The sequence below is a fragment of the Cupriavidus sp. IK-TO18 genome, from assembly GCF_015549295.1.
Classification (GTDB): Bacteria; Pseudomonadota; Gammaproteobacteria; order Burkholderiales; family Burkholderiaceae; genus Cupriavidus; species Cupriavidus oxalaticus_A.
Genome location: NZ_JADGMP010000008.1, coordinates 39,756 through 56,839 on the forward strand (window position 1 = coordinate 39,756; position 17,084 = coordinate 56,839).

Here is a 17,084-nt window from a genome sequence, read left to right on the forward strand (position 1 = left end):
GTGCGTCGGTGTTGTTGTCGGGGCGGATGACTCCGCATTGACGCTACCTGTAGTTTGGATAAAGATCGGAGCCCCGTCTTGATTCCGCATGACAGGTGAATTGATGCCACGCGCCAACCCGACCGCCGGCGGTGCCACGGTATCCGGCACCGTGTCGCTCGCTTACCTTCGCGCCGTGCTCGACCACGGCGAACGCCAGGGCATTGCCGCCGCCGACCAGCTGCGCGCCGTCGGCGTGGCGGCCGGCATCCTCGGCGCCACCGGTGCGCCGATCGCCACGCGCATCCCGGGTGCCGCCTACCTTGCGCTGCTGGACTGGCTCGGCGAGGCCACCGGCGATCCGCATGTCGGGCTGCGTGCCGGGGCCGCCTTCGTGCCGCGCCACTATGCCGAGATGGGCTATGTGGTGCTGACCACGCCGACCGTGCGCGACGCCATCCTGCAGGGCATACGCTATGAGGTGCTGGCCAACGATATCGGCCGCACCCGCCTGGTCGAAGCGCCGGGCATGGCGTGCATGACCTGGACCGCGCAGCACGGCCCGCTGTCGCGCCACGCGCATGAGCTGCACATGGCCACCTGGTCGGTGTTCGCGCGCTGGCTGATCGGCGAGCGCTACTTCGCCACGCAGGTTGAATTCCCGCACCCCGCGCCGGCCGACACCAGCCTGCATGCCGAGGTGTTCGGCTGCCCGGTCGCCTTCGGCACCGGGCGCCATGCCATGCATATCGACCCGGCGCTGCTGGCGCTGCCTTCGCTGCAGGCCGATGCCGGCATGCAGGCGCAGATGACGCGCATCGCCGACTCTCAGTTGCAGCTTTGCGTCCCCGCCGGCGCCGACGAGCTGGCGCAGGCGCGTGCCTATATCAGCGCCCGCCTGCAGGACGGCGAGCTGCCCATCGCCGACGTGGCCGCGCACCTGCGGCTGCCCGTGCGCACGCTGCAGCGTCGCCTGCAGGCGCAGGGCATCAGTTATTCACAGCTTGTGGATAACGTGCGGCGCGCGCTGGCCGAGCAATACCTGGCCGATCCCGCGGTCAGCCTGGCGCAGTGCGCGCTGCGGCTGGGGTATTCCGAGCAGAGCGCGTTCACGCATGCATTCAAGCGCTGGACCGGCGAGACGCCGCACGGCTGGCGCCGCCGGGTCGCGCAGGCGTAGCAAAACCCGTGCTGGTTTTGCCGATAATGAGGGCAGACCAACCCCACCCGCCCGCCTTCCATGCATATCCGCTGGCTCGAAGATTTCGTCTGCCTGGCGCAGGCCGGCAGCCTGGCGCGCGCCGCCGAGCTGCGCAACGTGACCCCGCCCGCGTTCGGCCGGCGCATGCAGGCCTTGGAAGTATGGGCCGGCGCCCCGCTGATCGACCGCAGCGTGTTCCCGGTGCGCCTGACCGCCGAGGGCCGGCTGTTCCTGGAAGCCGCGCAGGGCGCGCTGCGCACGCTCGATGAAACGCGGCTGGCACTGCGCGCCGCGCACCGGGCCGACGCCAGCACCGTGACCATCGCCACCGGCAAGACGCTGGCGCGCTCGATGGTGCCGGCGTGGCTGTCCGGCCTGCGCGAGACGCTGCGCGGCGACCCCGCCGCGGCAGGCTTCCGCACGCGGCTGTCGACCTTCCCCATGCACGACGCGCTGGCGATGTTTGCCGAGGGCGATGCCGACTTCCTGCTGTGCTACAGCCCGCCCGACCTGCCGGTGATGCTGGACGACGCGCGCTACCAGTTCCACCTGGCCGGCGTGGAGCGGCTGGTGTGCGTCAGCGCCGCCGACGCGCACGGCGCACCGCTGCACCGGCTGCGCACCGGCAAGGCAGCGAAGGAAAAGCCGGTGCCGATGATCGCCTATGCCGAGACGCTGACGCTGGGGCGCATGGTCAACCAGGAGATCGCGCGCCGCAAGCTGGCGCCGCGGCTGGACGTGATCGCGGTCAGCGACTTTGCCGAGTCGGTGCATGAAATGGTGCGGCAGCGCATGGGGCTGGCGTGGCTGCCCGCGCGGCTCATTGCCGACGACCTGCACGCGGGCCGGCTGGTGCGCGCGATCGGCGCCACTGCTGCGGGGGCCGACGATGGCGGCGACCTTGCCCTCGATATCCGCCTGTACCGCCCGCGTGCGCCGATGCGGCCGCTGGCCGAGGCGTTCTGGCGCGCCGCGGTGGCGGCGCCGCGCTAGCTGCGGCCATTGCCGAATCGGCAACCCCACTTGCCAAAGCCGCATGCCGGCCGGGCCGCGCGCTCTCTAACATCCGGTCACAACATAGATTCCGGAACCCCCAGAGACAAGACCATGAAGACCATCCTGCGCGCGGCCGCTGCCGCACTCTGCCTTGCCACCGCCACCGCCACCGGCGGCGCCTTTGCCGGCACCTGGCCCGCCAAGCCGATCACGCTGGTGGTGGGCTATACCGCCGGCGGCAGCGTCGACCTCGTCGCCCGCACCATCGCGCCGGAGCTGGGCAAGCGCCTGGGCCAGAGCGTGGTTATCGAAAACCTGGGCGGCGCCGGCGGCACCATCGGCGCGTCCAAGGTGGTCAAGGCCGAGGCAGATGGCTACACCCTGCTGATGGGATCCGGCAGCGAGGTCTCGATCGCTCGCCTGACCAACCCGGCCGTGCGCTACGACGGCGAGAAGGACCTGGCGCCCGTGACCTTCGTCGGCACCCAGCCGATGGTGCTGGTCGGCAAGCCGGGCCTGCCGGCGAAGAACGCCGCCGAGCTGATCGCGCTGGCCAAGGCGCAGCCGGGCAAGCTGTCGTATGCGTCGTCGGGCGTGGGCACGCCGCTGAACCTGGCCGGCGAGCTGATCAAGCAGCAGGGCAACGTCAATATCACGCACGTGCCGTACAAGGGCGCATCGGCCATGGCCACCGACCTGCTCGGCGGCCAGATCGACCTGGCGGTGATGGTGCTGTCGTCGGCGCTGCCGCATATCCAGGCGGGCCGCGTGCAGGCCTATGGTGTGACCGGCGCCAAGCGCGCCGCGGTGGCGCCGAACGTGCCGGCATTGGCGGAGACGCCGGCGTTGAAGGGCGTCGATATGGGGGTGTGGTTCGGTCTGATGGGGCCGGCCAACCTGCCTAAGCCGGTAGTGGAGCGGCTGAACAACGAGATGCAAGCCGTGCTGGCGCTGCCGGATGTGAAGAAGAAGCTGGCCGAGGCTGGTGTGGAAGTGACGCCGGGCAATCCTTCGCAGTTCGGCAGCTTTATCAAGCGCGAGACGGGGCGCTACCGGACGATTGTGCAGACGGCTGGGATTCGTGAGTGAGGGATGGGGTGTCGGTGCTGCCAGCGCCTGCCAGTACCCACGACACACCAAATAGAAACGACCCGCCAGGCACCGATCCAATGCGCACCCCTGTGAGCACCTGATTTCCATGACCCACCCCGCCCACCTCGACGCCTACCCCGTCGACGTCGCCTTCCCCGACATCCGCCCCTACGCCCCCGGCAACAGCGGCATCCCCTACCTGTACTCCTTCGACAGCGGCCAGCCCGGCCCGCACGTGATGGTCAACGCCCTGACCCACGGCAACGAGGTCTGCGGCGCCATCGCCGTCAAGGCATTGCTCGACCACCACCTGCGCCCGCGCCGCGGCCGCCTGACGCTGGCCTTCGCCAACGTCGATGCCTATCACAGCTTCGACCCGGCCCGGCCCGACGCCTCGCGCTTTGTCGACCAGGACTTCAACCGCGTATGGACCGCCGCCACGCTGGACGACACCAGCCGCGATTCCTCCGAGCTGCGCCGCGCGCGCGCCATGCGCCCGGTGATCGACACCGTCGACCTGTTGCTCGACCTGCATTCGATGCATGAGAAAAGCCGCCCGCTGATCGTCTCGGGCCCGCTCGACAAGGGCATCGCCCTGTCGCGCGCGCTGGGCGCGCCGGCCGACGTGATCGTCGACGAAGGCCATCCCGAAGGCCGCCGCATGCGCGACTACGACGGCTTTGGCGATCCCGCCAGCCCGCGCAATGCGCTGCTGATCGAATGCGGCCAGCACTGGGAGCCGGCTGCCGTGACGGTGGCGCAGGACAGCACCGCGCGCTTCCTGCTGCACGCCGGCGTGGTCGACGCCGCCGACCTGCCCGCCGGCTGGCTGCAGCCGCTGCCCGCCGCGCAGCGGGTGGTACGCGTGACCGAGCCGGTGGTCGCCACCAGCATGGATTTCCGCTTTGCCGGCCCCTATACCGGCCTGGAGACCTTTGCCGACGCCGGCGCGGTCATCGGCTGGCGCGACGGCGAGCCGGTGGTGACGCCGTATCCCGACTGCGTGCTGGTGATGCCTTCGCTGCGCCAGCTTCGCCCCGGTGTGACCGTGGTGCGGCTGGGCCGGCTCGAACGCTGAGCCGGGTTGGAAGGTCAGGGTCTGCCTGATCAGGCTCCCGCCGTCGGTGCCGGCGATGTGCCCGCCGACGGCGCCGGCGGCGGCAGCATGCCCGGGAACAGCTGCTCGACCAGCTCGTTCAGCTTGGACGCCGGGTCCACGAGATTGCTCAGGTTGAGCCCGCCCGCGCTGCGGTTGGCGCTGTAGATCGCCTTGCCGACGCGGTCGCCCTGGCGAAAGACTGTGATGTCCACGCTGTCCAGGTATGACGTCCAGAACCAGGCGCTGCGCGCGCTGTAATACGCCACCATCGGGCACGCCATCGCCGACGCTGCCTCGGCCTGCAGCATCTTCACTTCGAAGTTGCGGTGTTCCAGCGAGGCACGGAAGGCCTCGACATAGTTGTTGCCGCTCACCGGGTTCACCACCACGCACAGCAGCATGCCGTTGGCGCCGTAGTCGCCGCGCGGGCCGCCGCCGGCGGGCACCTGGAACGCGGTATTGGGATCGGAGCGGTCGGGGCGGTCGACCGGGGTCACGGCCTGGTAGGTCGAGCAGCCGCACAGCAGCAGGCCGACGCTGGCGGCCAGCAGGGCTTTGTTCATGGGAATCCTGGATGGCTTGGGGCACTGCCGCCGGCGCGCAATGCGGGCAGTGTGCCTTCACACTGTAGGCGCTGCCGGCGCCGGCCAATTCCCGGAACAGAGACGCAAAACCGGCGCTGCTGCGCCGGCGTGGCGCGTCAGCCGCCCGCCCCGCCTTGCGCGAGCCGGCCCACCAGGATCAGGCAGAACGCAGCCAGGCACAGCCCGACCACCGCGACCTGCAGCCGCGTCACGGGCCGGCCGCCCAGCAGGGTCTCGCTAAGCCAGCGCGGCGAAGCCAGGCCGGCGGCGGTCGCCGCCAGGATGATGAGCGCAAGCACGGACAGCACGGATTGCATCGCAGGTTCTCCGGTTCAGGCTTGCGCTCAGTTGGCGCCGCCGCGCAGCAGGCAGTCGCGCAGCAGCGGCACGCCATCGGCCACGCCCGCGCCGTTGCACTCCACCGCCACCTTCTGGCCGCGCCGCACCATGGTGGCGCGGGCCTCCACTTCGCAGACCCGGCCCGCCGGGCCGCAGATCTGCCGTTGCAGCAGCAAGGCACGCACATTGGCGGCGGGATCGTTGGTGCGAATATCGACAAACACCTGCTCGCCCTCGCGGCGCACGCCGCTGGCCACGCCTTCGACGATCACGTAGCGGTTCAGGTAACGCGCATCCGCGGCCTTGGGATCGTTGCGGTAGTCCTCCAGGATGGCGCCGGCCTGGTATTGCGGCAGGCGGTCGGCGGGCCGCTGCGGGTCGATGCTGACCGGGTCCAGCGTGCCGTCGCGCGGCACGCCGCGCACATCGCTGGCCGTGGCAACGGGCGCGCTGGCCTGCGCCGGCGTTGCGGAATCAGCGGGTGCGGCGGCGTCTTCATGCCGGTCATTGCCGGCAAGCCACAACATGCCAAGGACAGCCACGGCGACGATGGCAACGAGGATCTGCTGGGTACGGTTCAACATCTGGCGGTCTGCCTGGGAGCATGCAAAAAGGCGAAAGCGCGATTATGCGCCACCCGAAGCGCAGAAGCGCCCGATTGCAGCCACCGCGTGCTCCACCCCGCGCTCCGCCGCAACGGCGCGCCCCAGCGCGGCGGCCTTGCCGCGCGTCTCGGGGCGCTCGGTAAAGGCGATCATCGACGCCAGCCGCGCTGCGTCGATCTTGTGCCCCGGCACGTACGCCGGCGCCACGCCCAGCGCCGCCAGCCGTCCCGCCCAGAAGAACTGGTCGCCCGCGAACGGCAGCACGATCGATGGCACGCCGGCCGCCGCCACCGCGTGCGTGGTGCCGGCCCCGCCATGATGGATCGCCGCCGCCACGCGCGGCAGCAGCCAGTCATGCGGCGTGGCCCCGATCACATGGAAGTTGGCTGGCAGCGCCGACACATCGATGCCCGACCAGCCCGGATAGAACAGCGCGCGCCGGCCATCGACGGCCTGCAGCATGGCCTTGACCACCTTCTGCCGGTCAAAGCCCGCCATGCTGCCAAAGCCGATATACAGCGGTGGCGCGCCGGCCGCCAGGAAGTCTCGCAGCGCAGCGCCCGGCTTCCAGGCCGGCTGCGCCGGCATGTTCCACGCGCCGGTCACCAGCCAGTCCGCATGCCAGTCGCGCGGGCGCGGCACCAGGTGCGGCGAGATCGCGTACAGCGACGGGAAATCGCGCCACATCGCCCGGCGCGGCGCCACGCCGAACAGCTTCGCGCGCGCTGCGTTGGTGGCATTGCGGAACATGCGCCACAGCACGAAGTTGATCACCGCATGACTGGCCCGGTTGGCCCAGCCCGGCATGCGCAACGGCGGCAACAGGGACGACGGGAAATCCCGCGTCGGCGAGATCGGGAACATGCCCGCGCCGATCACCGGCTTGCGCAGCTGCTCGCCCACGGACAGCGCCACATAAGCCGTCAGCCCCGAAAATACAATGCCATCCGCATCGCGCGCCGCTTCCGCCAGCTGCGCCATCCACGCCTCGGTGTTCTCCTCCGCAATGCGCCCGAACGCACGCGTGGCCTCGGCCACGTTGCCGCCCTCCGTCATCAGCTTGTGCAAGGCACCGCCGGGCTGCAGGGTTTGCTGGATATCGCCGGCCATCGGCGCGAACGGCAGGCCATGCCCGGCGGCAAGCGTTGCGGCGGAGCGTTCGCCAAGCATCAGCACGTCATGCCCGGCGTCACGCAGGCCCAGGCCGAGGGCTACGATGGGGCGGCAGTCGCCTTGGGTGCCGAAGGTGATGAGGGTTAGGCGCATGGGAGAGGATGGTGGCGCGTTCCGGTTGCGACCGCCTCACTTCCCAATACAAAACCGCGTAAAAATCGTCCCCAGCAAATCATCACTGGTGAACTCCCCGGTAATGCTGTTCAGGCACTCCTGCGTCAGCCGCAGTTCCTCCGCAAACAAATCCAGCGCCTGCGCCTGATGCTCGGCTTGTTCCGCCGCAATATCGAGGTGCGACTGCGCATTGCGCAACGCCGTCAGATGCCGCTCGCGCGCGAGAAAGGTGCCTTCGTTGCCGGATTGCCAGCCCACCAGCCGCAGCAACTCGCGCCGCAGCAGTTCGATGCCTGCACCAGTGCGGGCAGAGATCCAGATCTCCGTCGGGTTTGGCCCGTTCGCTGCGACAACGTGCGGGCGGTTGCCGCCAAACATCGTGTCGCCCACTGCCGGCGCCTTGTCGATCTTGTTGACCACGCGCACGATCGGCGAGCCCGGTGGCAGATGGCCGCTGAGCCGGTCGTCGATGGCGTCGTCGATCTCGGACAGGCCGTGGCGCAGGTAGTCGGTGGCGTCGACCAGGTGCAGCACGACGTCGGCGCGGCGGATCGCGTCCCAGGTGCGTTCGATGCCGATGCGCTCGACTTCATCGGTGGCGTTCTCGCGCAGGCCGGCGGTGTCGATGATATGCAGCGGAATGCCGTCGATCTGGATGGTCTCGCGCACGCGGTCGCGCGTCGTGCCGGCGATCGGCGTGACGATGGCCAGCTCGGCGCCGGCGAGCGCGTTGAGCAGCGAAGACTTGCCCACGTTGGGCTGGCCCGCCAGCACCACCGACAGGCCTTCGCGCAGCAGCGCGCCCTGCCGGGCCTGCGCCAGCACGCCGCCCAGATCATTGCGGATGGCAGCAAGCTGGCCGCGCGCATCGGACTGCTCCAGGAAATCGATCTCTTCCTCGGGGAAATCCAGCGTGGCCTCGACCAGCATGCGCAGGTGGATCACCTTGTCCACAAGCTTGCGGATCGCATTGGAGAACTCGCCCTCCATCGAGCGCGCCGCCGAGCGTGCCGCGGCTTCGGTGCTGGCTTCGATCAGGTCGGCCACCGCCTCGGCCTGCGCCAGGTCGAGCTTGTCGTTGAGGAAGGCGCGGCGCGTGAACTCGCCCGGCTCGGCCAGCCGCAGGCCGATGCCATCGCCGGCCTGCAGGCAGCGTGTCAGCAGCATCTGCATCACCACCGGGCCGCCGTGGCCCTGCAGCTCCAGCACCTCTTCGCCGGTGTATGAATTGGGCGCGGGGAAGTACAGCGCGAGGCCGTGGTCGATGACCTTGCCGTGGCCGTCGAGGAACGGCAGGTAGGTGGCATGGCGCGGCTTCAGTGCCTGGCCGCAGACGGCGCGCATGACCGGGCCGACATCGGGGCCCGAGACGCGCACCACGCCGATACCGCCGCGTCCGGGCGCGGTGGCGATGGCGGCAATGGGAACCTGGGTAGCAGTCATGCGGTATTGTCGCAGATCGATTGCAGTTGGCGTGGCGCGGGTTGCACTTGCAGGAGCGCCGCGCGGCGCGGTGGGTCGGCCGCCATGTCGGGCGGGGCGTCAGCTCGCGCCGGGCGGTGGCGGCGGCACGTCGTCGGGCAGCTCCGCCACGTCCAGGCACTCGCACATCAGCCGGCGCGCGACGATGGCGTCGACAAAGCCGCCCAGCCGCGTCTGCTGCCTGATCAGCTTGCGGTGCAGCCGCCTGGTATAGCGCGACGGTAGCACCGGTGCCAGCGCCTCGATCGTGTAGCGCAGCCGCTTGCCCGCGATGCGCTGGTCATGCACCGCGCCCAGGTCGCCGCCCTGTGCGGCCTGCTTCAGCGCGAGCAATCGCTTGCGACCGCGGCGCACACGCTGGCTTGCGAACGGGCCCAGGCGGTCGCGCCGCCCGGCCTTGCCTCGGGCGGCGACCTTTTCCGCAAGGTGGCCCAGGTGGGCGAGATCGCGTTGCACGACAGGCAACTGTCCGTCGCGGTAGCTGACCAGTGTCGCCAGCATGGCCGCGCGAGCGCTGTTGCGCCGTGTGGCGGCAACCTCGGCCACGGCGGCCAGCACCGGATCGTCCGGCGCTTTCCCGTGCGCCGGGGCAACGGTCTCGGCCAGGAACACGTCCCAGTCGCGCACCTCGCTGGTCGCTCGCGCCAGCGTGCGCAGTTCGCGCTTCCAACGCTCGCGCTCCAGCAGTGGCAGCGCTGGCGCGAGCGCCCACAGCACCGCGCGCGCATAGCGCACCGCTACGCGTAGCTGGTGCAGGTCTTCCGCTTCGTCGCGGTGCAGCAGATCCTGCAGGGACGTGTCGATCCGCGCCAGGCTGGCCTGTGTCAGCGCGGCAAAGGCAACGACCGGATGCGTCTTGCGGCGCAGCGTGGGCGGCTGGGCGTCAGTCATGGCGGTCTTCATGCGGTCAGGCGCGCCGGTGGAGACGCAGATGCCACCAGTGTAGGCGACGGCACGCGCGAACGTGCCCGGGCGGCGCATCAGGCGCTGCCGCGGTTGACAGCGGCCCGCGGTCGCGCTGCAATGCGCACACCGCCTGGTGATGCAGTGACCGTAGCAGTGACCGTACGAGGACCCGCCATGACCACCGAACAGGAGCGTCTCCTGCTGCGCGACACCATCGCGGCCGGCTTCCGCCAGGCCGCCTTCGTCAATGATGTCGGCATCGCGCTGGCGGATTGCGGGCCGGGCTGGTGCGAATCGACGCTGGCGATCACCGCGCGTCACCTGCAGCACGGCGGCATCGTCCACGCGGGTGTGCAGGCCACCATGGCCGAGCACACCGCGGGCGCGGCGGCCACCACCATCCTCGAAGCGGGCCAGCACGTGGTCACCGCGGAATTCAAGATCAACCTGCTCAGGGCCGTGCGCAGCGACCGGCTGCGCTGCCGCGCCGACGTGCTCAAGTCCGGCCGCTCGATCATCGTGGTCGAGGCGGATGTGTTTGCGGACGTGCATGGCGAAACGGTGCTGGTAAGCCGCTTCAACGCCACCATGAGCGTGCTGGACCTGGCCTGAGTCCAGCCCCAACCCTGCAAGGAGCCAAGCATGATCGACCATACCGGCGCCAGCGTCAGCGATTACGCCAAAAGCCGCGCGTTCTACCTGGCCGCGCTCGGCGCCATCGGCTACGGCCTCGTCAAGGAATTTCCGGCCAGCGTCACGGGCAGTACCGACGTGGCGGGCTTTGGGCCACCGGGCAAGCCGGATTTCTGGATCCACCGCGGCGAGCCCAACCGGCCGCCGGTCCACGTGGCCTTCCGCGTGGACAGCCGCGAGCTTGTGGACAAGTTCTACCGCGCCGCGATCGAGGCGGGCGGACGGGACAATGGCGCGCCGGGGCTCCGGGCGCGCTATCACCCGGATTATTACGGCGCCTTCGTGCTGGACCCGGACGGGCACAACATCGAGGCGGTGTGCCACAAGCCCGCCTGAGCCGGCTGGTGCGGCAGATGGCGATCAGCGCGTCGCCACGATAAACAGCCGCGGGAACGGCAGCAGCACCGACTTGTCGGGCAGCGCGGGATACGCCTTCGCGATCTCGCTTTCATAGCGCGCCAGGTACGCCAGGCGCCCGGCCTCGTCCAGCGGCTGCAGGAACGGCCGCAGGCCGCTGCCCTTGAACCACTCCACCACCGCCGCCGCGCCGCCGGCCAGCGGATGATGGTAGGTGGTCAGCCACACATCCACGCGCCGGCACAGCGGGCGCAGCAGTTCGTAGTACCACTGCGCCGGCGAACGCTCTGCGCGCGCCTTGCTGGCGCTGGCCAGCTGCTGCGCCCACGGGCTTTCCGCTGCCACCTGCCGCATCAGCCGGTGCGCGGGCTCTTCCAGGTTGTCGGGCATCTGCACGGCCAGCGTGCCGCCTTCCGAGAGTTTGGAAACGAGCCTGGGAAACAGGCTGGCGTGGTCGGGCAGCCATTGCAGCACGGCGTTGGCCAGGATCACGTCGTACGGGCCGGGATCGTCCCACGCGCCGATGTCGGCCACGCGGAACTGCACGTCAGGCAGGCGCTTGCGTGCGGCCTCGACCATGTCGCCGGAGCTGTCCAGGCCGGTGATCGATGCGCCGGCATATCGCGCCAGCAATACCTCCGTGGAATTGCCGGGGCCGCAGCCGATATCCACTGCATTGCGCACGATCTCGTTCGGGATGGCGGCGACGAGATCGCGCACGGGACGGGTGCGTTCGTCTTCGAAGGCAACGTATTGGCGGGCGGACCAGCTCATGGGGATCTCCGGACGTGAGGTGCAGGCCAGTAGGATACGCCCGCCACGTCAGCCACAAAAACAAAAAGCCCGGCATCCGCCGGGCTTTCCGCTTGCTACATCAACGCAACATTCAATCAGCTCTTGGCCACAACCGCCGTCTTGCCCTTGCCGAGCATCCGGTTGATCTGCCATTGCTGCGCGATCGACAGGATGTTGTTCACCACCCAGTACAGCACCAGGCCGGCCGGGAAGAAGAAGAACATCACCGAGAACACCAGCGGCATGATCGTCATGACCTTGGCCTGCACCGGATCCGGCGGCGTCGGGTTCAGCTTGGTCTGCACGAACATCGACACGGCCATCACGATCGGCAGGATGTAGAACGGATCCGGCACCGACAGGTCCTTGATCCAGCCCAGCCACGGCGCGCCGCGCATTTCGACCGACGACAGCAGCACCCAGTACAGCGCGATGAACACCGGGATCTGGATCACGATCGGCAGGCAGCCGCCGAGCGGGTTGACCTTCTCGGTGCGGTACAGGCCCATCATCTCCTGGTTCATCTTCTGCGGGTCGTTCTTGTAACGCTCGCGGATCGCGGTCATGCGCGGCTGCAGGTCCTTCATCTTGCCCATGGACTTGTAGCTCGCCGCCGACAGCGGGAAGAACACCAGCTTGATCAGCACCGTCAGCGCGATGATCGACCAGCCCCAGTTGCCCAGGAAGCCGTGCAGCTTTTCCAGCAGCCAGAACAGCGGCTTGGCCAGGATGGTCAGCCAGCCGTAGTCCTTCACCAGCTCCAGGCCCGGGGCGATCTTCTCGAGCATGTGTTCTTCCTGCGGGCCGGCGAACAGGCGTGCATCGGTGCTCACCGTGGCGCCCGGGGCCACTTCGCCCAGCGGCTGCTGGATGCCCACGCGGTACAGGTTCGGATCGATCTGCTGGACGTAGAAGCTGTGCTCCTTGCCGGTCTGCGGGATCCAGGCCGAGGCAAAGTAATGCTGCACCATCGCCACCCAGCCGTTGTTGGCGGCGGCAGGCACGGTAGCCTTGCCCTTGGCGATGTCTTCAAAGCTGATCTTGTGGTACTTGTCCGCGTCCGTATAGAGCGCCGGGCCCGTGAAGGTGCTGTAGAACTGCGACTGCTCGATCTTGCTGCCATCGCGCGCCAGTTCCAGGTACAGCGTCGGCGATACCGGCGCGGTGCCCGCGTTGGTCACCGCGAACTTGGTGTCGACCACATAGCTGCCCTTGCGGAAGACATAGGTCTTGGTGAGCTTGACGCCGTTCTTCTCGGCGGTCAGCACCACTTCCAGCTGCTCGGCGCCGTCCAGGTTGCGCGGACCGGGAGCAGCGGTGAACACCGTGGTGTGGTTCGGCAGGTCGCCGCCGATCAGGCCCGAGCGCGCCATGTAGGTGTGCACATTGTCACGCTCGAACAGCACCACCGGCTTGCCGTCCTTCTCGAGCTCCTTGAGCAGCTCCAGGCGCGTCACGATGCCGCCGGCGGTGTCGATCTCGGCGCGCACCGTGTCGGTGGTCACCACGATCTTCTCGCCGGCGGGCTGGGCGGCGGCCTGCGGCGCAGCGCCCGGGGCCGGGGCGGCTGCGCCGGGCTGGACGTTGGCCTTGGGCACATCGCCCTGCGCGGCCGCGCCGCTGGCGGCCGGCGCCGAAGCGCCCTGCTGCTGCGTCGCGCTCGGGAAGAACATCGACGCATGGCCTTGGGAGCGTTGCCAGTTGTCGTAGAGCAGCACGAGGGACATCGAGAAGATGACCCAGAGGATGGTGCGTTTGATATCCATGTCTGGCTGTGGTCGGAGAAATCAGGGTCTGGGCAGACGGATTGCGGCAGGCGCATGGGACGCATGGCCTGCCGCGGCATGGACGGAACGGCCCGAGGCGGAGTCCGCCCTGGCCGTGTCGGTTTCCGTGCCCGGCACGGGATCATACCCGCCTTGGGCGAAGGGATGGCAACGGCACAGCCGGCAGGCGGCCATCCAGCTGCCGCGCGCGGCGCCGTGATGGACGATCGCGTCGCGGGCGTAGTCGGAACAGGTCGGCAGGAAGCGGCACTGCGAGCCCAGGTAAGGACTCAGGGCGATCTTGTAGATACGCAGCAGGGCTAGCAGGATTCGCTTCATGGTGAGAACCGTCAGGCCGGAAGGCCCGGTGGCTGGCTCTGCGGAGCAGAAGCCGGCGGCGGGGCGGGCGGTGCAGGGTTGGCAGCGGGCGGCGGCGGCAGCGGCCTGGCCGCCACTTCCAGCAGGCTGGCGATTTCCGCTGCGCACGCCTGTCGGACCGCCGTGCGCGTGGCAAATTCCGCCCGCGGGAATTTTGCCTGCAGGCGCAGCAGCACATCACGCCCCGACAGCTCCTCGCGGCGCTGGCGGAACAGCTCGCGCGCCATGCGCTTCACCAGGTTGCGCTCGGCGGCGCGCGGCGCGAACTTCTTGCCCACCACCACGCCCAGCCGGGCCTCGGCCTGGCCGTTGGCGCGCACGTACAGCACGAAATGCGTGCTGCGCCGCCGGGGCCGCAAAGCAAAAACGGATGAAAACTCATCCGTCTTTGTTAGCCTCGCGGCTTTGGGGAAGGCATGGGCTGACACGCTGGGCAAGGCTGGCGAGAGATACTGCTGACTGACTAGCTGGACCCGGCGGCAACCCGGCGCAAATCGCGCCGGCCGTCCTGGACCCGAGGCAAGAGGCATCGACGGCGCCGCAGGCGCCGTCAGGCCGGTTGCCCGGGCCTCAGATGGCCAGGCGCTTGCGGCCCTTGGCGCGGCGAGCGTTGATGACGGCACGGCCGCCACGGGTCTTCATGCGCACGCGGAAACCGTGGGTACGCTTGCGGCGGGTAACGGAAGGTTGGTAGGTACGTTTCATGTTGCACTCTCTGGTTGATCTGGGCGTGCCCGGCTTCGGCCGGTGCCGGGGTGCCGTGGCCGCCGCGTATGGTTCGCATGGGGCTGCCGCTGGCAAGGAACTGCCGCGGTAATGCCGACGATTCTGGTTCTGTCTTGCTGCCGGCCGGCGGCGCAGTGCAGGCGTTGGCCTGTGGGCGCGGACGGCACGAACAGGCCAGACCCGGCGATGCGCATACGTGATCCCCTGCCGCATCGCAGAACCCGGCATTTAACCCAGTTTTAAAGAAGGTGTCAAGGTAAACGGCATTGTGCGCCGACACATATGCCACAAACCGAAGAACCTGTCAGTGCATCATTGTCCACAGTGGCCAGTGCATAAACTTTTGTGCCCGAGGCGCCGCCAACATATAAGACAACCCAGGCCAAAGTCCCTGTTTTGCCTGGTGTTTCGCGGCTTTCCACAGCCCGCTACCCCGCACTGCAGCACGGGTTGTGCACAACAATCCACTGAATTTGCACAAGTTGTCCACAGACTTATCCTTTGTGGATAACTCAGGGGCGGGGGTACAATCCCGGTCCAAACACATCATGGGCTGCGTGGCGCAGGCGCAACCCGGGCCCCCCACCGCGAACAACGCATGAGTTAACGCACGCTCAGTGCGGCGAGCCGGTCGCTCGCAGGCTGTCGCATGTCATGCCGCGGGGGTACGCCAACTGGTAGTGATTACCAGTTCGGCAAGCAGGCCCGGCCGACGCAACGTATACGCCGCTTGTGATGTGCCCGGGCCGCGATCCCCGGGTGCCACTACTAAACAACAAACAATGCAAGATTTCTGGCAGGCGGCAGCAGCGCAACTCGAGCGCGAGCTGACGCCGCAACAGTTCAAAACGTGGATCAAGCCGCTGGCGCCCGTTGCGTTCGATGAAGAAACGCATGCGCTGCGGATTGCTGCGCCCAACCGTTTCAAGCTGGACTGGGTCAAGAGCCAGTTCTCCGGGCGCATCACCGCACTGGCCTGCGAATACTGGGAAGCGCAGGTCACCGTCCAGTTCGTGCTCGATCCCGCGGCCTCCGGCCGTGCCGCCGCCTATATGCAGGCGCCGCAACCGGCCATCGGGCCGGGCGCGCACCCGCAGCAGGGCGGCGCCATGGGCATGCCGGGCATGGACGGCCACGCAGCCCCGGGTACGGGGATGGGCGGCTACCCGGGCGGCCAGCAGATGGGCGGGCAAGCGCCCTACCCCATGGCCGGCCAGCCCGGCCAGCAGGGCTATGGCGAGTATCCGGCCGCGACCGCCTACGGCATGGGCCAGCCGCCGTACGGCAACCCGTCCGCCGCGCCGGTCCCGGCCGGCGCGCGTGCGCCGATGCCCGGCATGGGCCAGGGCGGCCAGCACCCCGGGCAGAACAATAGCCATCTGGGCCAGATGGGTGGCCATGGCAGCCAGCACGCCAACGACATGGGCGATATCGACGTGGTCCACATGGACCCCGCAGAAGTCAGCGCCCGCTCCTACCGCGCGCCGCAGCCGCAGTCGCAGCCGCCGATGGGCGGCCCCAACGGCATGCCCGGCCACCAGCCCAGCGACACGGTCCACGAGCGCTCGCGCCTGAACCCGATCCTGACCTTCGACAACTTCGTCACGGGTAAAGCCAACCAGCTGGCGCGCGCCGCCGCCATCCAGGTCGCCAACAACCCCGGCAAGTCCTACAACCCGCTGTACCTGTACGGCGGCGTGGGCCTGGGCAAGACCCACCTGATCCACGCCATCGGCAACTACATGCTGCTGGAGAACCCGCGCGCGCGTATCCGCTACATCCACGCCGAGCAGTACGTGTCCGACGTGGTGAAGGCGTACCAGCGCAAGGCGTTCGACGAGTTCAAGCGCTACTACCACTCGCTCGACCTGCTGCTGATCGACGATATCCAGTTCTTCTCCGGCAAGAACCGCACGCAGGAAGAGTTCTTCTACGCCTTCGAGGCCCTGATCGCCAACCGGGCGCAGGTGATCATCACCAGCGATACCTACCCCAAGGAAATCACCGGCATCGACGACCGCCTGATCTCGCGCTTCGACTCCGGCCTGACCGTGGCGATCGAGCCGCCCGAGCTGGAAATGCGCGTGGCGATCCTGATGAAGAAGGCCGCCGCCGAGAACGTGAACGTTCCGGAAGAAGTTGCCTTCTTTGTCGCCAAGCACCTGCGCTCCAACGTGCGCGAGCTGGAAGGCGCGCTGCGCAAGATCCTGGCGTTCAGCAACTTCCACGGCAAGGACATCACCATCGAGGTGACGCGTGAAGCGCTGAAGGATCTGCTGACGGTGCAGAACCGCCAGATCTCGGTGGAGAACATCCAGAAGACCTGCGCGGATTTCTACAACATCAAGGTCGCTGACATGTACTCGAAAAAGCGGCCTGCCAATATTGCCCGACCGCGCCAGATCGCGATGTACCTGGCCAAGGAGCTGACGCAGAAGAGCCTGCCCGAGATCGGCGAACTCTTCGGCGGCCGCGACCACACCACCGTGCTGCACGCCGTGCGCAAGATCGCCGACGAACGCAGCAAGGATGCGCAGCTCAACCATGAGCTGCACGTGCTGGAGCAAACGCTCAAGGGCTGATGCATGGTCGTTCCCGGCCGTAGACCGGGAAAGGCGCATTTTGAAGGGCCGGCCTCCGAGGCTGGCATACTGTAGGGTGCGCGCCACGGACAACCCGTGGCGCCTGGGGAATTAACGTCAGCATCGCCGGAGCAAAAGTCCGGAAAGTGGCCACCGATAAGGCTTTGCGGTGAGTCGGGCCGGGATGGCAAAGCGCAGTCAGCGCCAGCGTGGCTTT

Annotated in this window: 18 protein-coding genes; 7 read left to right on the top strand and 11 right to left on the bottom strand. The window is 68.4% G+C overall.

Going from position 1 to position 17,084, the window contains the following annotated elements; all coding sequences use genetic code 11:
* Positions 1-103 precede the first annotated feature (103 nt).
* From IPF36_RS07975 to IPF36_RS07990, 4 genes are all read left to right on the top strand, one after another.
* On the top strand, positions 104-1,159 hold the full coding sequence (locus IPF36_RS07975) for an AraC family transcriptional regulator (protein WP_133096625.1): 1,056 nt from the start codon (positions 104-106) through the stop codon (positions 1,157-1,159).
* A 60-nt stretch (positions 1,160-1,219) separates the two neighbouring features.
* Positions 1,220-2,173, top strand: coding sequence for a LysR family transcriptional regulator (locus tag IPF36_RS07980; RefSeq protein ID WP_133096626.1), 954 nt, complete (start codon positions 1,220-1,222; stop codon positions 2,171-2,173).
* Positions 2,174-2,287: 114 nt separating this feature from the next.
* Complete coding sequence (locus IPF36_RS07985; RefSeq protein WP_195427719.1) at positions 2,288-3,265, top strand: tripartite tricarboxylate transporter substrate binding protein; 978 nt, start codon at positions 2,288-2,290, stop codon at positions 3,263-3,265.
* A 109-nt stretch (positions 3,266-3,374) separates the two neighbouring features.
* Positions 3,375-4,346 carry a M14 family metallopeptidase gene (locus tag IPF36_RS07990; protein ID WP_195427720.1) on the top strand — a complete coding sequence of 324 codons (972 nt, stop codon included), beginning with the start codon at positions 3,375-3,377 and terminating at the stop codon, positions 4,344-4,346.
* A gap of 29 nt (positions 4,347-4,375) precedes the next feature.
* Here IPF36_RS07990 and IPF36_RS07995 read toward each other — a convergent pair whose 3' ends face one another.
* The 6 genes from IPF36_RS07995 to IPF36_RS08020 all read right to left on the bottom strand — a co-directional run bounded on the left by IPF36_RS07995 (position 4,376) and on the right by IPF36_RS08020 (position 9,555).
* On the bottom strand, positions 4,376-4,930 hold the full coding sequence (locus tag IPF36_RS07995) for an Sbal_3080 family lipoprotein (RefSeq protein ID WP_195427721.1): 555 nt from the start codon (positions 4,928-4,930) through the stop codon (positions 4,376-4,378).
* Between the two features lie 137 nt (positions 4,931-5,067).
* Positions 5,068-5,268, bottom strand: coding sequence for a hypothetical protein (locus tag IPF36_RS08000; protein ID WP_029046432.1), 201 nt, complete (start codon positions 5,266-5,268; stop codon positions 5,068-5,070).
* A gap of 27 nt (positions 5,269-5,295) precedes the next feature.
* Positions 5,296-5,874, bottom strand: coding sequence for an OB-fold putative lipoprotein (locus IPF36_RS08005; RefSeq protein ID WP_195427722.1), 579 nt, complete (start codon positions 5,872-5,874; stop codon positions 5,296-5,298).
* Positions 5,875-5,916: 42 nt separating this feature from the next.
* Positions 5,917-7,161, bottom strand: coding sequence for a glycosyltransferase (locus IPF36_RS08010; RefSeq protein WP_195427723.1), 1,245 nt, complete (start codon positions 7,159-7,161; stop codon positions 5,917-5,919).
* A 36-nt stretch (positions 7,162-7,197) separates the two neighbouring features.
* The gene (gene mnmE / locus IPF36_RS08015; protein ID WP_195427724.1) at positions 7,198-8,625 is read right to left on the bottom strand and encodes a tRNA uridine-5-carboxymethylaminomethyl(34) synthesis GTPase MnmE; all 1,428 of its coding nucleotides are present in this window, start codon (positions 8,623-8,625) and stop codon (positions 7,198-7,200) included.
* 99 nt (positions 8,626-8,724) lie between these two features.
* Positions 8,725-9,555 (bottom strand): CHAD domain-containing protein, encoded by an 831-nt coding sequence (locus IPF36_RS08020; protein ID WP_195427725.1) that lies wholly within the window; start codon positions 9,553-9,555, stop codon positions 8,725-8,727.
* A 189-nt stretch (positions 9,556-9,744) separates the two neighbouring features.
* Between IPF36_RS08020 and IPF36_RS08025 the strand changes: the two genes are divergently transcribed.
* On the top strand, positions 9,745-10,182 hold the full coding sequence (locus tag IPF36_RS08025; RefSeq protein ID WP_135706193.1) for a PaaI family thioesterase: 438 nt from the start codon (positions 9,745-9,747) through the stop codon (positions 10,180-10,182).
* A gap of 30 nt (positions 10,183-10,212) precedes the next feature.
* Positions 10,213-10,599, top strand: coding sequence for a VOC family protein (locus IPF36_RS08030; protein ID WP_195427726.1), 387 nt, complete (start codon positions 10,213-10,215; stop codon positions 10,597-10,599).
* A gap of 24 nt (positions 10,600-10,623) precedes the next feature.
* Here the strand turns inward: IPF36_RS08030 and tam are convergent, their stop codons facing one another.
* From tam to rpmH, 5 genes are all read right to left on the bottom strand, one after another.
* Positions 10,624-11,394 carry a trans-aconitate 2-methyltransferase gene (gene tam, locus IPF36_RS08035; RefSeq protein ID WP_135706195.1) on the bottom strand — a complete coding sequence of 257 codons (771 nt, stop codon included), beginning with the start codon at positions 11,392-11,394 and terminating at the stop codon, positions 10,624-10,626.
* 116 nt (positions 11,395-11,510) lie between these two features.
* Positions 11,511-13,181 carry a membrane protein insertase YidC gene (yidC, locus tag IPF36_RS08040; protein WP_195427727.1) on the bottom strand — a complete coding sequence of 557 codons (1,671 nt, stop codon included), beginning with the start codon at positions 13,179-13,181 and terminating at the stop codon, positions 11,511-11,513.
* A gap of 21 nt (positions 13,182-13,202) precedes the next feature.
* Complete coding sequence (gene yidD / locus IPF36_RS08045) at positions 13,203-13,520, bottom strand: membrane protein insertion efficiency factor YidD (protein ID WP_195427728.1); 318 nt, start codon at positions 13,518-13,520, stop codon at positions 13,203-13,205.
* Positions 13,521-13,531: 11 nt separating this feature from the next.
* A complete protein-coding gene (rnpA, locus tag IPF36_RS08050) occupies positions 13,532-13,987 on the bottom strand; it encodes a ribonuclease P protein component (protein WP_195427729.1) in 456 nt (151 codons plus the stop codon).
* A gap of 142 nt (positions 13,988-14,129) precedes the next feature.
* The gene (rpmH, locus tag IPF36_RS08055; RefSeq protein WP_008650850.1) at positions 14,130-14,264 is read right to left on the bottom strand and encodes a 50S ribosomal protein L34; all 135 of its coding nucleotides are present in this window, start codon (positions 14,262-14,264) and stop codon (positions 14,130-14,132) included.
* 803 nt (positions 14,265-15,067) lie between these two features.
* On the opposite strand from rpmH, the gene dnaA reads away from it, so the two are divergent.
* The gene (dnaA, locus tag IPF36_RS08060; protein ID WP_135704039.1) at positions 15,068-16,867 is read left to right on the top strand and encodes a chromosomal replication initiator protein DnaA; all 1,800 of its coding nucleotides are present in this window, start codon (positions 15,068-15,070) and stop codon (positions 16,865-16,867) included.
* The last annotated feature ends 217 nt before the right edge of the window (positions 16,868-17,084 follow it).

What these genes read in the sequence shown, in the direction of transcription:
- mnmE (WP_195427724.1), bottom strand. Translation starts at nt 8,625, where the DNA reads ATGACTGCTACCCAGGTTCCCATTGCCGCCATCGCCACCGCGCCCGGA.
- rpmH (WP_008650850.1), bottom strand. Translation starts at nt 14,264, where the DNA reads ATGAAACGTACCTACCAACCTTCCGTTACCCGCCGCAAGCGTACCCAC.
- IPF36_RS08030 (WP_195427726.1), top strand. Translation starts at nt 10,213, where the DNA reads ATGATCGACCATACCGGCGCCAGCGTCAGCGATTACGCCAAAAGCCGC.
- yidD (WP_195427728.1), bottom strand. Translation starts at nt 13,520, where the DNA reads ATGAAGCGAATCCTGCTAGCCCTGCTGCGTATCTACAAGATCGCCCTG.
- IPF36_RS08025 (WP_135706193.1), top strand. Translation starts at nt 9,745, where the DNA reads ATGACCACCGAACAGGAGCGTCTCCTGCTGCGCGACACCATCGCGGCC.
- IPF36_RS08000 (WP_029046432.1), bottom strand. Translation starts at nt 5,268, where the DNA reads ATGCAATCCGTGCTGTCCGTGCTTGCGCTCATCATCCTGGCGGCGACC.
- IPF36_RS08010 (WP_195427723.1), bottom strand. Translation starts at nt 7,161, where the DNA reads ATGCGCCTAACCCTCATCACCTTCGGCACCCAAGGCGACTGCCGCCCC.
- IPF36_RS07980 (WP_133096626.1), top strand. Translation starts at nt 1,220, where the DNA reads ATGCATATCCGCTGGCTCGAAGATTTCGTCTGCCTGGCGCAGGCCGGC.
- dnaA (WP_135704039.1), top strand. Translation starts at nt 15,068, where the DNA reads ATGCAAGATTTCTGGCAGGCGGCAGCAGCGCAACTCGAGCGCGAGCTG.
- IPF36_RS07995 (WP_195427721.1), bottom strand. Translation starts at nt 4,930, where the DNA reads ATGAACAAAGCCCTGCTGGCCGCCAGCGTCGGCCTGCTGCTGTGCGGC.
- yidC (WP_195427727.1), bottom strand. Translation starts at nt 13,181, where the DNA reads ATGGATATCAAACGCACCATCCTCTGGGTCATCTTCTCGATGTCCCTC.
- IPF36_RS07975 (WP_133096625.1), top strand. Translation starts at nt 104, where the DNA reads ATGCCACGCGCCAACCCGACCGCCGGCGGTGCCACGGTATCCGGCACC.
- tam (WP_135706195.1), bottom strand. Translation starts at nt 11,394, where the DNA reads ATGAGCTGGTCCGCCCGCCAATACGTTGCCTTCGAAGACGAACGCACC.
- IPF36_RS07990 (WP_195427720.1), top strand. Translation starts at nt 3,375, where the DNA reads ATGACCCACCCCGCCCACCTCGACGCCTACCCCGTCGACGTCGCCTTC.
- IPF36_RS08020 (WP_195427725.1), bottom strand. Translation starts at nt 9,555, where the DNA reads ATGACTGACGCCCAGCCGCCCACGCTGCGCCGCAAGACGCATCCGGTC.
- IPF36_RS07985 (WP_195427719.1), top strand. Translation starts at nt 2,288, where the DNA reads ATGAAGACCATCCTGCGCGCGGCCGCTGCCGCACTCTGCCTTGCCACC.
- IPF36_RS08005 (WP_195427722.1), bottom strand. Translation starts at nt 5,874, where the DNA reads ATGTTGAACCGTACCCAGCAGATCCTCGTTGCCATCGTCGCCGTGGCT.